Genomic DNA, 17134 nt, shown 5'->3' with positions numbered 1-17134 from the left:
TGAGTACAAATTCAATCTCAAAGCCATGTTATAATTCAATCCAAAAAATGACAATACACTCTTAAAGTTGAATCGGTCTTGAAATATTGAAGCCCAAACGAAACTCACCATCGCCCCAATTCTTGTTGGTATAAGGCAGATATTGATTTTCGATAATGCCAGGAGAATTGGAAAAATTGAGCAAGAAAACGTGTCCTCCCGTTTTAATTTCCAAGCCAATCCCCAAAGGATTGTAGTATTTCACCAGACTTTCCCCCTCTTGATTGTTGATATTGTCTCGGTAAGCAGAAAAGAATTGGTAGTAGTCGAAAATCAATCCAATGTGTTTGCTCAATGCCACACGACCTGCAATACCTATCGAAAAATTGTTGTTTTCGTCACCTGCCGCCACAAAGTTTCGGTGTAAGAAATTGGGCATTACCTGCAATGAAAACCTATCCGAAAATTTTCGGGCAATGATCATCTGTGCATCAAAAGACATACGGTGGGCAAACTTTTGGAAGCTCGTTGCCAAAGAAGGGTCTTCCGTAGCTTTTGCATGAGAAACCACTGCATTGCCATACAAGGTAACCGAAAAAGGCATTTTATTATCAACCGTTTGTTGAAGTAAGCGGTATTTTGCCAAACCGTCCACCAACTTCAATGGCCCACTAAAACCCTTGCTACGTCCAACACCAAGTGTCAATCGCTGCGATACGCCATACTCAAAAGCAATCCGAACATCGGCAAGATTGTCGAAGCCAAAAAAATTATTGAAGCCTCCTAATTCACCCGCCATATCTCCAAAACGGTGGGTAATCAAAATATCCAACTTTCCCTTTTCGACTGTTTCATTGGTATGTGTATGAATCAACCGAGTACCCAAAAAAGTTTCATATACCAAGTTCGCAGGGTCTTGCTGCGCTTGAAGGGAAGAAAAACCAACTAATACCATTAAGAATGAAAACAGAATGTATTTTTGAAACATATTGTATGATTTTTTACCTTAAAAAATTAACCCCACAAAACACCAACACAAAAAAAATCAATTGTTCTTCGCTCCTTCATCAATCCATGTTTGAATCAAAGTAATGTCGCAAGCGTCAGCAATTTCGATAGCACCTTCCGTTGAATCCAAAGGAGGCATCGTTCTTTCGATTACTACTCTTTGCTTTATTATAGCAGCTTTTGCAGCGACCCCTGCATACGAAGTATAATCTCCATCCGCAAAACCTGTTATATGGCAAGAATTATTGGTACCAGGAAAATAGCAGTAAGTTGCCAAAATCGGTTGGATATCACCTGCAAAACTTACTTCACCGCTAATGCCACAGGGACCAGGCAACTCAGCTTGATCATTCGTACAGGCACTTATCCAAAGTAAAAAACTGCTTATCAAAATAGATGAGAATAGATGATTCATTGTATGTGGTCTATATTATAAAGAAATGTGTTGGATCACCAAGAATCCAACACATCGTTATCTTAAAAGATTAAATGCGTATCAATTTAATATACATTTTTTCAATATTACTGTACAAACAGTTTGGTGCTACTTATAAACGTTTCCGATTGAAGCATAATCAAATAAACACCACTTGTCAATTCATTGGACTGCAAATCGAAACGATGTCGTTGAACTCCTGCATTTTCTGCACCTTCAAAAAGCACCTTCACTTGACGACCACTTGCATCATACGCTACAAGGGTCATCAATTCATTTTTAGCCAATTGGTATTCTAAATTGAAGTAATTCGTAGCAGGATTCGGAAAAGTATTCAAGCTCAATTTTTCAGCATCGTACCTTTCGATACCTGTGAATAAGGTAGAATAATTATTGGTATAGATTTTATCTCCACTGCTAGCCCCATTTCCATTGGCAGCATTGCCTGCTGCATAAAAAGTAACCGCACCAGCATCTTCATTGGGAGCAGTCCATTTGAAGTTAAATGTATTAGAGGAAGGAGCGTTTTTGTGGCTAATGTATTGTTTTCCACCAATCGTGCGAACCGTAATATTGGCTGCACCATTGGCATCAAAAGAACCTATACTCGTTCCGCTTTCGCTCAAGGCAATCATTTCAAAGCCAAATTTACCTCCATTATCATTGACTACTACACTCATATCATACGTAACGCCTGCTTCATAAACATCTCCTCCTGAAAAAGAAATATCCAATGAGCCAGTACCCGAATTGACAGGAGTATTGTGGCAAGATGCCGCAGAACAGGTAAGTTCTCCTGGTGCGCCTGTTCTACCTGTTGGAGGCTGAAAATCATTCGTATAAACGTAAGAATTGTTCACTAAGATGGCATATACACATACCAATGCCGTTAAGAGTAAAAATTTTTTCAACATTTTTCTTGGTTAAAGTTTGATAATTAAATGATTCACAAAAAACACATAAAAGACAAGAGTGGACGAAGGATTGCTGCTCAATGAATGTAACGCATCAGACACTTTTTTAATAATCGCCCTCAAAAGAAATCATTTTATGCTTATAAACCAAAAAAGTATCAATCTCTACCCACCATATCCTCGGGAATTACCCATTCGTCAAACTGCTCAGCAGTCAAAATCCCCAATTTAATTGCTGCCTCCTTCAATGTACTTCCTTCATTATACGCAGTTTTCGCAATCGTTGCAGCTTTGTCGTAGCCAATTTTGGTATTAAGCGCAGTCACCAACATCAGCGAATTGTTCACGTTTCGTTTGATGATTTCGTGATTTGGTTCAATGCCTTTTGCACAGTGTTCATTGAAGGAATCCGAAGCATCACCCAACAATCTTGCAGACATTAACAAATTGTAAACCATCATCGGTTTGAAGACATTCAATTCAAAATGCCCCGAACAACCACCTACATTGATAGCCACATCATTGCCCATCACTTGAGCACAAACCATGGTCATTGCCTCACATTGCGTAGGATTCACTTTTCCAGGCATGATAGAAGAACCTGGTTCATTGGAAGGAATAATGATTTCACCGATACCACTGCGAGGGCCAGAAGCCAACATTCTGATGTCATTCGCAATTTTCATCAAGCTGACTGCCAAGGTTTTCAAAGCACCCGACATTTCTACGATTGCATCATGGGCTGCCAAACCTTCAAATTTGTTTTCGCCCGTTTGAAAAGGCAAACCAGAAAGCTCGGCAATGTTTCGAGCCACTACTTCCGAATAGTTGGGAGGTGTGTTGATACCAGTACCTACAGCCGTTCCACCCAAAGCCAATTCCGATAAATGCGCCAAAGCATTGTTAATCGTCCGCAAACCATGCGTTAACTGCGATACATAGCCTGAAAACTCCTGCCCCAAAGTAATAGGTGTAGCATCCATAAAGTGGGTACGACCAATTTTGACTATATCAATAAATTCCTCCGCTTTTGCCCGCAACGTATCCCTCAAAGCGGTTACATTGGGAATAGTATTTTGGGTAATCAATTGATAGGCCGCAATGTGCATTGCAGTAGGAAAAGTATCATTGGAAGACTGCGACTGATTGACATCATCGTTTGGGTGCAATACTTTGTCTTTGTCGGTCAATTCGCCTCCCCGCAAAACATGCGCTCGATTTGCGATTACCTCATTCACATTCATATTGGTCTGCGTGCCAGAACCTGTCTGCCAAACCACCAAAGGGAATTGGTCATCGAGTTTACCTGATGAAATTTCATCACATACTTGGGCAATCAAGTCCGCCTTCTCTTGCGAAAAACCCGCACATTCCACATTTGTATAAGCAGCAGCTTTTTTGAGAACGGCAAAAGCCCGAATGAGTTCAATCGGCATTTTCTGTCCTCCAATTTTGAAGTTCTCCACTGAGCGTTGTGTTTGTGCGCCCCAATATTTATCGGCAGGAACTTCTACATAACCCAGACTATCTTTCTCTTTACGGTATTGCATATTTCTTGGTGTGTTAAAAGTATTTTTGTGTTAAGGTGTTGCAGTACTTTTCTGTTGGTAGTCAATCATCTTTGAAATTCTCTTTTGAAGGAATAATTTGGATGCTTTGAATACTCCATTCATACCTACAGCTATTGCAGCACCTTGAACAACTAAAGTACAAAGATAAGGAAAAGTCAAAATTTGATAGGATAAATTACAACGATTGTCCAACTTGAAACGTTATACTAAGTCAAATCTAAACGCATTTATTTTATCTGCAAAATAACTTTGAAAAAGAAACTCCGAAAATTAGGTTGGTTGGTGCTGAGTTTGTTGTTGCTTTTATTTATAACAATTGGTCTCACCCTAAACAGTCCTAAAATCCAAACTTGGCTACTTCAAAAAACCACCCAATACTTATCCAATAAGTTAGAAACAGAGGTACATATTGACAAAGCGTATGTGAATATTTACAGCCGAATCGCCTTGGAAAATGTGTTGGTGAGGGATTTGGAAGGAGATACTTTGTTATTTGTAGAAACCTTAGAAGTAGATGTAAATAAGTTGGCACTGTTCAGCAGAAAACTTGAAATTGAAGGAATTATACTTCAAAAGCCTTATTTCCATTTATTTCAAGAAAGAACAGCAAGCAGCACCAACTTAGATAGATTATTGGCAAAATTGTCCAATGAAAAAACGCCTACTGTATTATTAGAAACCCTTCCCAAAACAGAAGCCGATTCTTCAACTGTAGCTACTCCAATACCCAAAAAAGACTTCCCTATTTCCTTCTCAATGAACTATTTGCAAATCAACACTCCTCGCATTCACCTCGAAAACCATCATGCAGGGGCGGATACTTGGATAGGATTTGAGCAAGCTATGGTAGGTATTGACCATTTGAATTTCAAGCAAAAAATACTGTCAATCAGAGATCTACTGATAGACAAAATAGATGTGCGTTTGTGTAATTGGGAAAGCTATGAGGATGTGGAGGAGGAGATAGATTACACCACTTTGATTCCATTGAATCAAAGTGGGTGGACATACAGTGTAGAAAAATTGCAGATAATTGATGGGGAGTTGGCCGTTCAAAATGACCGAAAAAACACCGAGCTTCAAGACAAACTCATCAATTTTGCTAATTTAGGAGTCAATGATATTCAAATAGATATGAGTCAAATCGTACTGGGATGGGATTCATTGGGAGGAGTAATTGAACATTTGAGTGCCAAAGAAAAATCGGGTTTTGAATTGACCAACCTATCCGCAAATGTCACTTTCACCCCCACAAGGCTCGAACTTGATGGATTGTGTCTTATCACTCCAAACAGTTATCTGGGTGATTATTATGCCATGTACTACGAAAGTTTGGCGGGTTTTCAGGATTTCAACAACTACATCCGAATGGATGCACACTTTGAAAAAGGTATCATCACCTTAGAAGATGTGAGCTATTTTGTGAAGGGCTTATCCAAAGTAAAATTGCTGTATGCCCAGCGCAATCAACCCATTGAGCTATCGGGAAATATCTCCAACAAGGTCAGTCGTTTGCGGGGTGAAGATTTAAAACTTCGATTGGCAAATACTTTTTTTGCAGGAAATTTCAAATTATCTGGTTTACCCGACTTCGCTTCTACCAACATTGACTTCAAGGTTGACCAGTTGCGGACAAACATTGCAGAAGTTCGTCGTTTGTTTCCTGACCTTCAAATTCCCAATAACTTTGACAAACTCGGAGGTTTGGGTTTTTCAGGGCGTTTTTCGGGATTCCCAAGTGATTTTGTGGCAGATGGTGCGCTCAAAACGGATGTAGGAAAAGTGGGGCTGGATATGAAAATGGTCACCAATGAACGCATTGCAGCCTATTCGGGAGATTTGTCATTGGTTGATTTTCAGTTAGGTAATTGGTTGGATAAGACTGATCAGTTTGGTTTGGTCTCTTTTTCGAGTCGAATCGAAGGAGAGGGTTTGCGCTTTGAAGACCTTCATGCCACGATTGATGGAGATGTCCAACAATTGCAATTCAATGGCTATGATTACCGAGACTTGTCTGTAGATGGCGAGGTAAATCAACGGTTGTTTAGTGGAGAACTGCGTGTAGAAGACCCTAATTTGCGGCTGGATTTTGAAGGAACGGTAGACCTAAATGGTGAAGTGCCGAAATATGATTTTGCAGCCAATGTTCAGCGCATTAATTTGCACCAACTGAAACTTTCAAAAAAGAAAAGCCCAGAACTATCGGATATCGTGCTTTCAGGTAAAACGAATTTGAATCTGCAAGGCAACAACTTGGACAACATTGAAGGGAATATAAAATTGGCGAATTTTCGGTTTGAGCAAGGGAAGCGCATTTTTGAAGTAAAGGAACTGAACTTGAAATCCATGATTACCAACCAACAAAGGGATTTGGAAGTGCGTTCGGATGTGTTGGATGCCAATTTGAACGGAAGTTTTACCTTCAATGACATGCTCCCTGCCTTCAAAAACTACCTTTATCATTATTTTCCACATCATTTTCCCTACCCCAATTCGCTTCGCCCTCAGCAGTTTGCTTTTGATGCGGTTATCAAAAAACCTGTTTCGATTTTGCAAGCATTCGTCCCAAAATTGGAAGAAGTACAGGAGGGAACAATTGAAGGAAATTTTGATAGTCAATCAAAAGTCACTTTTTTAAATATAGACATCCCTGCGGTCACATTTGACGGTTTGACCTTTCACCAATTTTATTACCACGCTAAGTCTGAAAACGCACAACAGTTTGATTTCTCGCTGGGTGTCAATGATATTTTCAACAACAAAAAGCAAAAATCTGCCTTTCCTGAAATCAAAATGGAAGGAATTGCCTTTGATAACCGCATTGATTTTGACCTCAATTTGGCGAATGATACGACTGCCAATTGGGGTGCATTGGCAGGTGTGTTGAGTTTGCAGACCGATACCATGAAATTGCAGTTGGACAAAACAGTGGGAGCGTTTAACTACGAAAAATGGGAAGGAACTACTGGTTTGATTACATTTAAGGATAAAAATTATTTTACGATTGAAGATATTGAACTGCGAAATGGCAGTCAAAAAATAGGTGTTCGTAGCCGTCCTTCCAAAAACTATCAAAACTACACCGAATTGCTCTTGGACAGTGTGCTTATTGAACAGTTCCAACAAGTGCCTGCCATCAGAAATCAAGGATTGAAGGGGATGGTAAGTGGACAAGTGGACATCAGAGATATGTTTGAGGAACAGACGATTGCCGCAGATTTGAAGGTTGCAGGGTTTATGTATCGAGGTCAAAACCTTGGCTTGGTATCCGTGGGTGCTAAAAAGAGCAAATTAGATGAAAGTATTCGCATTTTTGCGGATGTCAACAACGACCGCTTCCAAGTCGAGGCAGATGGTTATGTGCATCTCCCAAAAAAAACGGGTGAACGGGAACGTTTGGATTTTGATATTAAAGTCAAAAACGGCGACTTTGCTTTTGTAGAGGCGTATGTTGGCAATTATGTCTCCAATACACAGGGAAAAATAAGGGGCAACTTGCGGCTCTATGGCGACCCAATTACTCCAACTTTGGAGGGAGAAATGTTGGTCATTGAAGGAAAAACAACTGTGGATTATCTACAAACGACTTATGGTTTCCACAATCAAAAGGTGTTTTTCAACGGCAATACCATCAGCGTTAGCAATGGACGACTGACCGACAAAGACGGCAATTCGGCAAAAGTAGATGCTAAATTGTTTTTCAATGATTTCACAGACCTAAGTATTGATGCCCGCATAGAAACACTGGAAGACAAGTTTTTGTGCCTTAATACCAAAGCAAAAGACAACGATCAGTATTATGGAACGGCTTATGCAGATGGACTGATTACCTTCAAAGGTTTGTTGAGTCAACTGCAATTGTATGTCAATGCCCGCACTGAAAAAGGAACGGTGCTGTATGTGCCAATCAATTACGATACGGATATTTCGGATGACAATTTTTATAGATTCATCAATAAGCAACAAAAAACTGAGAATGCAGAAGAAGATGCTTTGAGTTTTTCGGGGATGCGAATGGATTTTGACTTTGAACTTACGCCTGATGCTGAGATTCAGTTCATTTTTGATATGCAAGCTGGTGACATCATGCGTGGGCGTGGAAACGGTGACATTCAAATGATTGTGAATACTATTGGTGATTTTCGGTTTGATATGTACGGCAAATACACGATTGAAGAAGGTAGCTATTTGTTCACCCTCCAAAACTTGGTCAACAAATACTTCAAAGTTGAAAAAGGGGGAACGGTTATTTTTGCGGGAGATCCCTACAAAGCCTTGTTGGATGTGAGTGCAATTTATTCATTGGAAGCTACCCGTTCGGACTTGATTGAAGAAGACGAAAAAGCCTTGTTGTTGGCTTCGGCAGATGACAAAGAAGTGGAACGAGAACTGCGAAAAAGGATTCCTGTCGATGTCTATTTGATGCTGACAGGTTCTCTCGAAGTGCCGAATGTGGCATTTGACATCCGACTGCCTGAATTGGGCACAAACGCAGTGGACAACATGACTGCCAACAAAATACAAAACATCAATCGCTACAATCTGGCGGAACTCAACAAGCAGATTTTTGGTTTGTTGGTACTCAATCGTTTTTTGCCTTCGGAGCGTTTTGAAGTAAGTGGAACTGTAATCGAAGAAGGAGTAATTACAACAGTTAGTGAATTTTTATCGAATCAATTGTCAAATTATTTAGGAGAAATTGTATCAAATTTGATTCCCGATAGCGACTTCAATGTGATTTGGCGCAACTATCAATTGGAGGGATTGAGCAGCAATAGTGGCGACTTGAAGGGAGACCGAAATGAGATAGAATTGGTTTATACCCAACGCTTGTTCAACGATAAGGTGTCGGTCAATATTGGAGGGAACTTCAATGTGGGCGGCAATGATGTGGTCAATGAAAACGGTAGTAGCAACTCCTTTTTTGCTGCGGATTTTGTGCTGGAATACAAAGTCACCGAGGATGGAAAACTAAGGGTGCGTTTTTTCAACAAAGCAGACTACGATATCTTCAACGAACAATACAACAAAACGGGTGCAGCTATTTTCTGGACGCATGAATTTGAGCGACTTGCGGATTTAATCTCTTTTAACCAAAAAAACAAAAAGAAAAACGCATCACCCAATTCACTCCCTCCCGAACTACTGCCTCCTCCTACAATATTGCCCAAAGATTCACTGCGGTTGGAGACCATATTGGAGTTGAATGAGTAATTTTTTTTCAAAACAGCGTCTTACAAATCGGCTTCGTCCCAAAATCCAACAAACGATGTACACTTTCCAAATAATCCATGTCAGATATGCTTACCATCCCATATTGATACAGTTTTCGGAAGCCAAGTCCACCCATCGCCAAAGCCGAAAATTCCCCGACTTTCATATTTACCTCCACCTCAAAAGGCGCATCTATTCTTTGCACCTTTGCATGACCCTTTTCAAAATGCACAACCGTTTTACCATCATTTGCAGCCAATAAGTCATCCTCAATATGGAAACAAACCTGCACCGTTTCACCTCCAAAATTATGCCCCTTCATCACTTCAAAGTAGCGTTTTACGTTCACGATTCGATACATAATTCCAACTTCCTCTACATTGCTTTGGTGGTGCAGACGGACTTGATTGGGCTGTAAATTGTGCGGATTGTTCAGCAAAAAATAGAAATCTTCGTCTTGTGTGTCCAACTTGATGCGAGGAGATTGGTCGGCTTGTGATTGCAGAAAACCAATCAAGGTTCTCCAAGATTCACGATTGTGATACACCAATTCTACGAGTTGTAAATCGTATTTCATGCCTTCTTTCATGCTGAATTTAAAAATAAGATACCCTTTGATATCGTCTTCATCGGGCGCAAAAACAACGATGCGTAGTGCATCAGAATTCAGCAAACTGTTCCATTCATACTCAGAGCGTTCCATCATTCCGTGGTGGAAATGGGCATATCTTTCATAGCATTTTTCGAGCTGCGGACGGTCGTTTGTTTCGTAGAATCGAAGGTGTTTTTTGGAGTAAAAAGGCAAGGAAGCCGTTTCTATATAATAGTGACTTGTTTTGTTACCAAAGCCAAAACCCATGCGCCGATAAAATCCCAAATTGAAGGCATACAGGGCGGTCAGGCAAGCACCTTTGTTATGGAAGTCCTGCAAAAAGAACTGAACCATTTCTTTGCAGGCTTTCTCTTTTTTGTGGAGTAAGTCCACCGCCACACTGCCCAATCCTCCTACAAGAATTTGATTGCCAAACAGGTTCATCGAAAAATCATAGACCTTCATAGCACCTATCATTTTTTCTTGTCGGTACAAACCGTAAAATGCTCTACCAAAGCCTTTTTGTATAGATTTTTCGCACTCTTGGGTGAGTTCCTGCTTTTGCTCATCGCTCAATACAGTGAAAGGATAGGCATTGTGTTTGATTTTTACGAGTTGAAGGTATTCTTCTTTGGGGATGATTTGTATAGTTGATTGCATAGTTCTTGATTGGTTTTACTGTGAATTTTTGAGGCTCTTTTGGTACTCTTCCCAAGTCATTTCTGCCTGCATATCATCACCATAATACTTCAACAAAGGTTTCAGATCTTCGGGTGTGCGGTAGAAAGGCAAGTTGAGCAACATTTCGGGCTTATCACTCATCAAAATGACAGTCGGAAGCATGGGTTTGTTGTTGGTCAGTACCAGAAAAAATTGGTGAAATGGGGTTTGGTTTGCACTCGCACCCTTCAATTCGTCTGTTAGAAATTGGATATTTTCATCAGAAGTGGCATCGAAGTTCACCGCATAAAAATTTTCATTGATGTATTCCACAATTGCAGGGTCGGTAAAGGTCGTTTTAGCCATGATTTTGCAGCCATTGCACCAATCTGTATAAAAATTGAAGAGCAATTTTTTGGGCTTCTTTTTGAATTTTTTCATGGCGGCCTCCACGGTCAGCCATTCAACAGTTAGGTCTTCGGTTTCCTTTGGAACAATCTCTATGGATTCGTTTGCCAAATCGTAGTATTTCTCAAAATTGGGATAAGTAGTAGTTTTGAACATATTTTCGACCATATACATCAAAAAAGGTGGCATTTTTGGCGGTTTGATGTAGCCTGGCACCAACAGGGCAAATTTGGTTGATGGATCTACAAACAAGGTCGAAGGATAACTCTGCCGATTGCCCAATAGTTTGACCGCCAATTGATGCACTGCTTTTTTGGTTGCGTGTGTGCTGACATACTGCTTTCCAAAGTAAGTAATGGTATCTTTGCCCTCTGCATCAAACTTGACAGGATAAAAATTGGCATTGATATAAGCCGCTAATTCTTCGTCACTGTAAGTGGTTTTCATCATGGTTTTGCACCAACCACACCAACTTGTATAAAAATCAATCAACAAGGGTTTGGGTTGTTCTTCAATTTTAGCAAATGCCTCTTCAAAACTCAGCCAATTGACTTTACTGGGTTGGGCTTCAAGTGTGTAAAAAAACAACAAAGCAATAGGAAGATAGAAGATTTTGGAGAAGGAAAGTAGATTTTGCATCACGAGGTATTTCTTAGAAATAAATGAAAATTAAAATAAGAATAAAAATTAAAAAAGCACTTCAAAATCAGTTTATTATCAATGAAATTTATAAAGTTATTTTTGAAGCGTTCCTTATGTTTATTTTTTTTCAAATTTAATCAAAAAATGAAAATTGGAGATGGTTGTTGCAGTAAAACAGGAAAGCGGAATGAGTTGTTCTTGGAAAATAAACCTCAAAACGGGTAATTTTATTGCATTTTTTACCATTTACCAATTTATACAAAGAATGAAAACCATCATCATCACAGGAGCAAGTCGGGGCATTGGCGCAGCAACCGCTATCTTGGCTGCTCAAAAAGGCTATTCGGTTTGTGTCAATTATTTTCAAAATGAAGCGGCTGCAATGCAGATTGTCCATACCATTGAAGAAAATGGCGGAGCTGCAATGGCATTCAAGGCAGATATTTCATCTGAAGCAGCAGTTTTACAAATGTTTGATTTTGTGGAGGAAGAATGGGGCTATGTCGATGCCTTGGTTAACAATGCGGGCATATTGGAGCAGCAGATGGAATTTTGGCAGATGGATGCGACACGAATGGAGAGGATATTGGCAGTCAATGTGATGGGAAGTTTTTTGTGTGCAAGAGAAGCCGTCAAACGAATGTCGCCAAAAAGAGGCGGTAAAGGCGGGGCAATTGTCAATGTGTCTTCGATTGCATCCCGTCTGGGTTCTCCTTTTGAGTATGTGGACTATGCAGCTTCAAAAGGAGCGATTGATACCCTAACAATTGGACTCGGCAAAGAGGTCGCCGAACAAGGGATTCGAGTCAATGCAGTTCGCCCTGGACTAATAGATACCGACATTCACGCAAGCGGCGGCAAACCGAACAGAGTGGAGGAATTCAAACACCACATTCCTATGAAACGAGGAGGAAGTCCACTCGAAGTTGCCCACTCCATTCTATGGTTGTTGTCGGACGAAGCAGCATACATCACCGCTACTATCTTGGATGTGGGTGGAGGAAGGTGAGAAAGTTCAAATGCAAGTTGAATTTGTCTTTTGAGTTTGAAGATTCATCGAAGATTTTAGTGGAATGAGACTTTGGACGAGGGAGCAGAGATGCGAGAAGTTAGATATTAATCAGTTGATAATAAATGATTTACGATTAAACGACAAAAACAAGTAAATCATTGATTACCAAATCTTGACATCTTGCTTCCTACTTCTCACTTCTTTCGTCCAAAGTCCAAAAGTCTTTAACTACTCCACTAAAAATATCCATGAGTCAATTTGAATTTGTCTTTTGAATTTGAATTTTCCTCCTCACCACCCCATTCTCTCCTTCAATCCTGCTATGTGCGCCAAATGATGTTTGCCATGCCAAGCATACAAAGCAATGTTAACGTCCAAAGGAATTTTGGCTTTGCTTTCGGGGTGAATGAACTTCAATTGGAGTTGTTCGGCCGTTAAAGACTTCAATAAAATGCCCCAACGCTGGTGAAGGGCCTTCAATAAATGCACCGATACCTCCACAGGCGCATCATAATCCTCCAAAGTAGCCCAAGTGTTTTCATTGTATGCTTTGATGGTTGGCATATCTTCGGTCAATGCCCATTTGAAGCGAACATAACTATTGATATGACTGTCAGCGAGATGGTGTACTACTTGCCGAACTGTCCAGCCACCTTCCCGATAAGGGGTATTCAATTGACTTTCAGAAAATCCTGCAACGGCAGTTTCTATTTGTTGGGGCAGAGCCTCAATTTCTGCGATACACTGCTCGATAAACATTGAAGTGATGCCACGAGGTACTTTGAACCTGCCAATGGGATATTGAAGTCCTTCTAAAGTATTGTCCATTCCTTTTTTTTTACAGAAATTCAATTGATAATCAAAATTATAAGCCACTCAAACAAAACGCTATTGTTCTGTGATACTTTTGTGAAGTTTGAAGGCGAAATTTGAAGAAAAATACAACAATTACCAAACAAATAAAACAAAATACATGAACACGATGGCAGTTTCCAATATTTCAGCACAACCTTTCACGACCAATCGCAGCGTTTTCCCTGATTTTTTCCAAGAAATATTGCAAAACGCAGAAAGAAACGGCATTACAACACGCACCGTCAAAAAAGGGAATTTTGTTTATTTTCCCAATGATTCCTGCAAAAAAGTTTATCTCATGAAATCGGGCAGAATCAAAGTTGGTTCTTATTCGAGCTATGGCAAAGAATTGATTAAATGGGTCTTACGCAAAGGAGAGTTGTTTGGTGAATTGGCGATATTGGGCAAACAACGACGCAATGAATTTGCTCAAGCCTTGGATGACAGTGAGATGTATGCGTTACCAATTGACTTGATACAAGATTTGATGCAGCGAAACAATCAGGTCAATATAGAATTGACTCAATTGGTTGGTGACCGATTGGTCCAAGCCCAGCATCGACTTGAATCACAATTGTTTAGGGATACTCGTTCCCGCATTATCGAATTTATCAGAGATTTGGCGGTGGATCATGGTCAAAAAGTGGGTTTTGATACTTTGGTCAAACGTTTTTTCACCCATCAAGACATCGCCAACATCACAGGCACTTCCCGCCAAACGGTAACAACTATTCTCAATGAACTTCGAGCCGATAATTTGATTTACTTCAATCGCCGAAAATTGTTGGTAAGAGATATTGGAAAATTGAATCAAATGATTCAGTAAATTGACTATAAGTGGGCTAAAACGTGTGTTTTTGAGTAGTTTTAGCCGAATATCTTTTTTTATATCGGGCTAAAACGTGTATTTTTGAACAGTTTTAGCCCGATATACATTTCGATAACGGGCGCAATCTCGAAAAAGCATGGAAAGAATATTCATAGGACGACTCACAGATTAACGAATCACCACCTTCTCCACCATTTTCCCATCTTCTCCATTTACCTCTACCAAATACATCCCCACTGCCAAACCCTTCAAATCCAATTCGATACGGTTGTTAAAATCTGCTTGCTGCAAAATCTGCCCCATCAAATTGCGGAGAATCAAATGATACACACCTGTTTTTGCGGCTTCAATGTGTAAATCGGAGTTTGTAGGATTCGGATACATACGAACCGCCAACTCTCCCAAAGATGCGTCTTCAATCCCTACGGCAGTGCCTTTGTAAATCGGTAAGGCGATGGAAGTAGGATGATTGGGCGAAAAATAGATGCTTTGGGTCGCAATTCTCGCAGCCATTTCTACCCCATTGAAGTTGTAGGTTTTACCATCATTCGGCTGACGGCGAAAAAATTCTCCATCTTCAATCGGCACATTGGCGTTCACCTGATATCGGTTGTAATTGCTACTACTAATCAACACTTTCATCTGATGCCCTGCCCCCCAAGTGTAGGCAATCGGCAACAACTGAAAATGGTATTCATACACTTCCCCAATGTTGATGTTGGCGAAAAGCGCATTGATATTTTCCGAACCATCTGCCAAAGAACGAGCGTATTCCCTCGCTCTTGCATTGACCGCCCCTTCAACGACAAACAACTCTCTACCATCGGGATAGACATCCAAAATTCGCACAAAAAAGTCGGTATCTGTCAAACCCGCACCTACTCCATCGGGATTAGAAGCAGCATAAATCGTGGCTTTGGGATAGCCTATAATGGTGAGCGAATCTTCAATCACTTCCGTTGTGAATTGCAGCACCCCATCGTTGTTTAAGGTCAAACTCGACCAAGTGGGATTCGCCAAATTCATTTGTCCTTGACTGTTGCGGCTATTGTTTGGCGTTCTGACCAACATATTGTTGCCACCCGTAGTCCGTACAGGATTGTTGGGGTCGTGTGTGTAGGTCAAAATACCCTCATTTTCATTAGGTTGTTCGGCACTGATTTTTTGGTTTTGATGCAAATAAAACTCCTCAAACACTACACCTTCAGACTTTGTGAGTGGAAATACATCGGACGAAAACCAATAATTGCCCACATTTTCATTCGCTGCAATGCCATCATTTACAGGCCCTACTACATAAAAACGTACATTCGGTATTTCGCTAAAATCTTGTGGGGTAATGGGCTGCAATGGTTCGCCTCCAATGTTCAGCAAAGGAGTCGTCAATTGAGGAATTGGAAACTCCAAAGCAGTCACACCAAAAGGGCTATTGAGTTCCAACTTGATAGCGGGTAAATCCCCTTTGCCCGACAAAAAATTGAGCATATCCATCAAGCCGACATAATAATCCTCCGAAGGAATTCTGATTTCGCCAATACTTGTTGTTTGCCAGCGCTGACTTTCAGGAATCCGAACTTTGGGTTCACCCAATCCCTGACGATAATTCAAATGTTGGCGGTACCAAAGTGCCACCTCCGATTGCAGCAAAGCCTCCACATCCACGTTGTTGATGTTGATATTCGAAAAATCAGCATTGAAGATATCGTTCACATTTTCTTTGTAGAGTTGGTCGCCAGTTGTTCGGCTGCCAAGCGTTTGGTGGGCAAAGGGCCCAATCACTATTTTCTGAAACTGTTTGTTGCCGTTTTCGTCGCTTAGGTTGTTCATCAAGCGGTTGAAAGTTTCGATTTGTCCATTCACAAAAATATCCCACCAACCCGAAAGGTGGTACATCGGTACTTCCATATTGGCGTAGCGGCTGTACAAACCGTTTGCATCACTTTCGCCATTGGAGTTGACGGGTGCAAGACTTGCATCAAAATCGCTTCTCGCAATGCTGTTGGGATAGGCATTGGCTATGTTTCCTTCAAATTGGTAATCGCTCGAATATTCCACGCAGCGTTCTGCTACTTGGTTTTTGTTTTGAAGGTTGTAGTCTGCTGCTGTGTGTATATCGTTTTGAAGGTCATTGTCTTGGTCAATAAATTGATCTTCCAAATCCAAAATTTGACCATATAACCATCCCCTCACCAAACTTTCTCGCAAAACACCATTATTATATGCCGTACTGTTGAAGTGTTCGTTGGTCGCTACGGCAGGCACCAAACACTTCAAACCTTTTTCGTTGGGATTGATTCGGTGCGCTGCGGCGGCTTGATACTGCGTGTTCCCCAAAGCTGAACCGCCCAACATTCCCACGCTTCCATTGCAGAAAGGAGCAGTTGTTTCGGCTGTTCCATCTCCGTCCAAATCAAAAACACCCGTCAAATTATTGACCAAATATTGCACGCTATTGTAGCCATCTTCATGTTTGTTGCCATTGAAGGGACTCGACATTTCGGTGACATCTGCCGCATGACTGTATTGGGGGTGATAGGCATTTTTTTGCCAACCATCACTGTACATCGGAAAATACACGCCTTCTGACTCGTATCGCCCTCTAAGGTCTTGAATGGCAAAACCGTAGCCGAGAATATTGGCTGCAAATCCACCATCTTCGGTGTCTTTATCGTAAGGTGTTCGTAGGAAAATGAAAGGCAATTGGAAAGGATTGGGATTGGGTGCATTATCGAGGCTGTCATAGACAATCCACTGTATTCCTCGTGGTATCAACTCCAATGAAATGGTACCGATTCCTTGTAAATCAATTGGTAAGACCAAAGAATCGCTGGTAATAGGTAGATAGACATCGGTCATCAATTCTACGCCATCGGGCATGGTAAAAGGCATTTTTTTGACGGTCGAAAAGTCTTCAAAACTGTCAAAGGTACCGTTTACATTAATTTGGGAATGAAGGACTTGAAAGGTAAAAAACAGAAAAGTCAAAAAGGGAAATAAATGCTTCATTGTTTTAA

11 protein-coding genes are annotated in these 17134 nt (G+C 40.7%); 3 read left to right on the top strand and 8 right to left on the bottom strand.

Going from position 1 to position 17134, the window contains the following annotated elements:
* Positions 1–61: 61 nt before the first annotated feature.
* The 4 genes from R3E32_22030 to fumC all read right to left on the bottom strand — a co-directional run bounded on the left by R3E32_22030 (position 62) and on the right by fumC (position 3887).
* Positions 62–967 (bottom strand): DUF5777 family beta-barrel protein, encoded by a 906-nt coding sequence (locus tag R3E32_22030; GenBank protein ID MEZ4887427.1) that lies wholly within the window; start codon positions 965–967, stop codon positions 62–64.
* 57 nt (positions 968–1024) lie between these two features.
* Complete coding sequence (locus R3E32_22025) at positions 1025–1402, bottom strand: hypothetical protein (protein ID MEZ4887426.1); 378 nt, start codon at positions 1400–1402, stop codon at positions 1025–1027.
* Between the two features lie 107 nt (positions 1403–1509).
* Positions 1510–2337, bottom strand: a complete 828-nt coding sequence (locus R3E32_22020; protein ID MEZ4887425.1) for a choice-of-anchor V domain-containing protein — start codon at positions 2335–2337, stop codon at positions 1510–1512.
* A 158-nt stretch (positions 2338–2495) separates the two neighbouring features.
* Entirely contained in the window at positions 2496–3887 is a 1392-nt protein-coding gene (gene fumC, locus R3E32_22015; GenBank protein ID MEZ4887424.1) for a class II fumarate hydratase, read from the bottom strand.
* 270 nt (positions 3888–4157) lie between these two features.
* Between fumC and R3E32_22010 the strand changes: the two genes are divergently transcribed.
* Complete coding sequence (locus R3E32_22010) at positions 4158–9122, top strand: translocation/assembly module TamB domain-containing protein (protein ID MEZ4887423.1); 4965 nt, start codon at positions 4158–4160, stop codon at positions 9120–9122.
* Positions 9123–9129: 7 nt separating this feature from the next.
* On the opposite strand, the gene R3E32_22005 is transcribed toward R3E32_22010, so the two are convergent.
* Together R3E32_22005 and R3E32_22000 are read right to left on the bottom strand one after the other, a co-directional pair.
* Positions 9130–10374, bottom strand: coding sequence for a GNAT family N-acetyltransferase (locus R3E32_22005; protein ID MEZ4887422.1), 1245 nt, complete (start codon positions 10372–10374; stop codon positions 9130–9132).
* A 15-nt stretch (positions 10375–10389) separates the two neighbouring features.
* Positions 10390–11421 (bottom strand): DUF255 domain-containing protein, encoded by a 1032-nt coding sequence (locus tag R3E32_22000; GenBank protein MEZ4887421.1) that lies wholly within the window; start codon positions 11419–11421, stop codon positions 10390–10392.
* 160 nt (positions 11422–11581) lie between these two features.
* Between R3E32_22000 and R3E32_21995 the strand changes: the two genes are divergently transcribed.
* Positions 11582–12433, top strand: a complete 852-nt coding sequence (locus tag R3E32_21995; protein MEZ4887420.1) for an SDR family oxidoreductase — start codon at positions 11582–11584, stop codon at positions 12431–12433.
* A 294-nt stretch (positions 12434–12727) separates the two neighbouring features.
* Here R3E32_21995 and R3E32_21990 read toward each other — a convergent pair whose 3' ends face one another.
* Entirely contained in the window at positions 12728–13264 is a 537-nt protein-coding gene (locus R3E32_21990) for a putative metal-dependent hydrolase (GenBank protein ID MEZ4887419.1), read from the bottom strand.
* Between the two features lie 145 nt (positions 13265–13409).
* Here R3E32_21990 and R3E32_21985 point away from each other — a divergent pair, with 145 nt between their 5' ends.
* Positions 13410–14117, top strand: a complete 708-nt coding sequence (locus R3E32_21985) for a Crp/Fnr family transcriptional regulator (GenBank protein MEZ4887418.1) — start codon at positions 13410–13412, stop codon at positions 14115–14117.
* Between the two features lie 171 nt (positions 14118–14288).
* On the opposite strand, the gene R3E32_21980 is transcribed toward R3E32_21985, so the two are convergent.
* A complete protein-coding gene (locus R3E32_21980) occupies positions 14289–17126 on the bottom strand; it encodes a CocE/NonD family hydrolase (protein ID MEZ4887417.1) in 2838 nt (945 codons plus the stop codon).
* Between the last annotated feature and the right edge of the window lie 8 nt (positions 17127–17134).

It is taken from the genome of Chitinophagales bacterium (assembly GCA_041392475.1).
Taxonomy (GTDB): Bacteria; Bacteroidota; Bacteroidia; order Chitinophagales; family UBA2359; genus JAUHXA01.
Note: the sequence above shows the minus strand (reverse complement) of the source record. Positions and strands in the feature narration are given on the sequence as shown.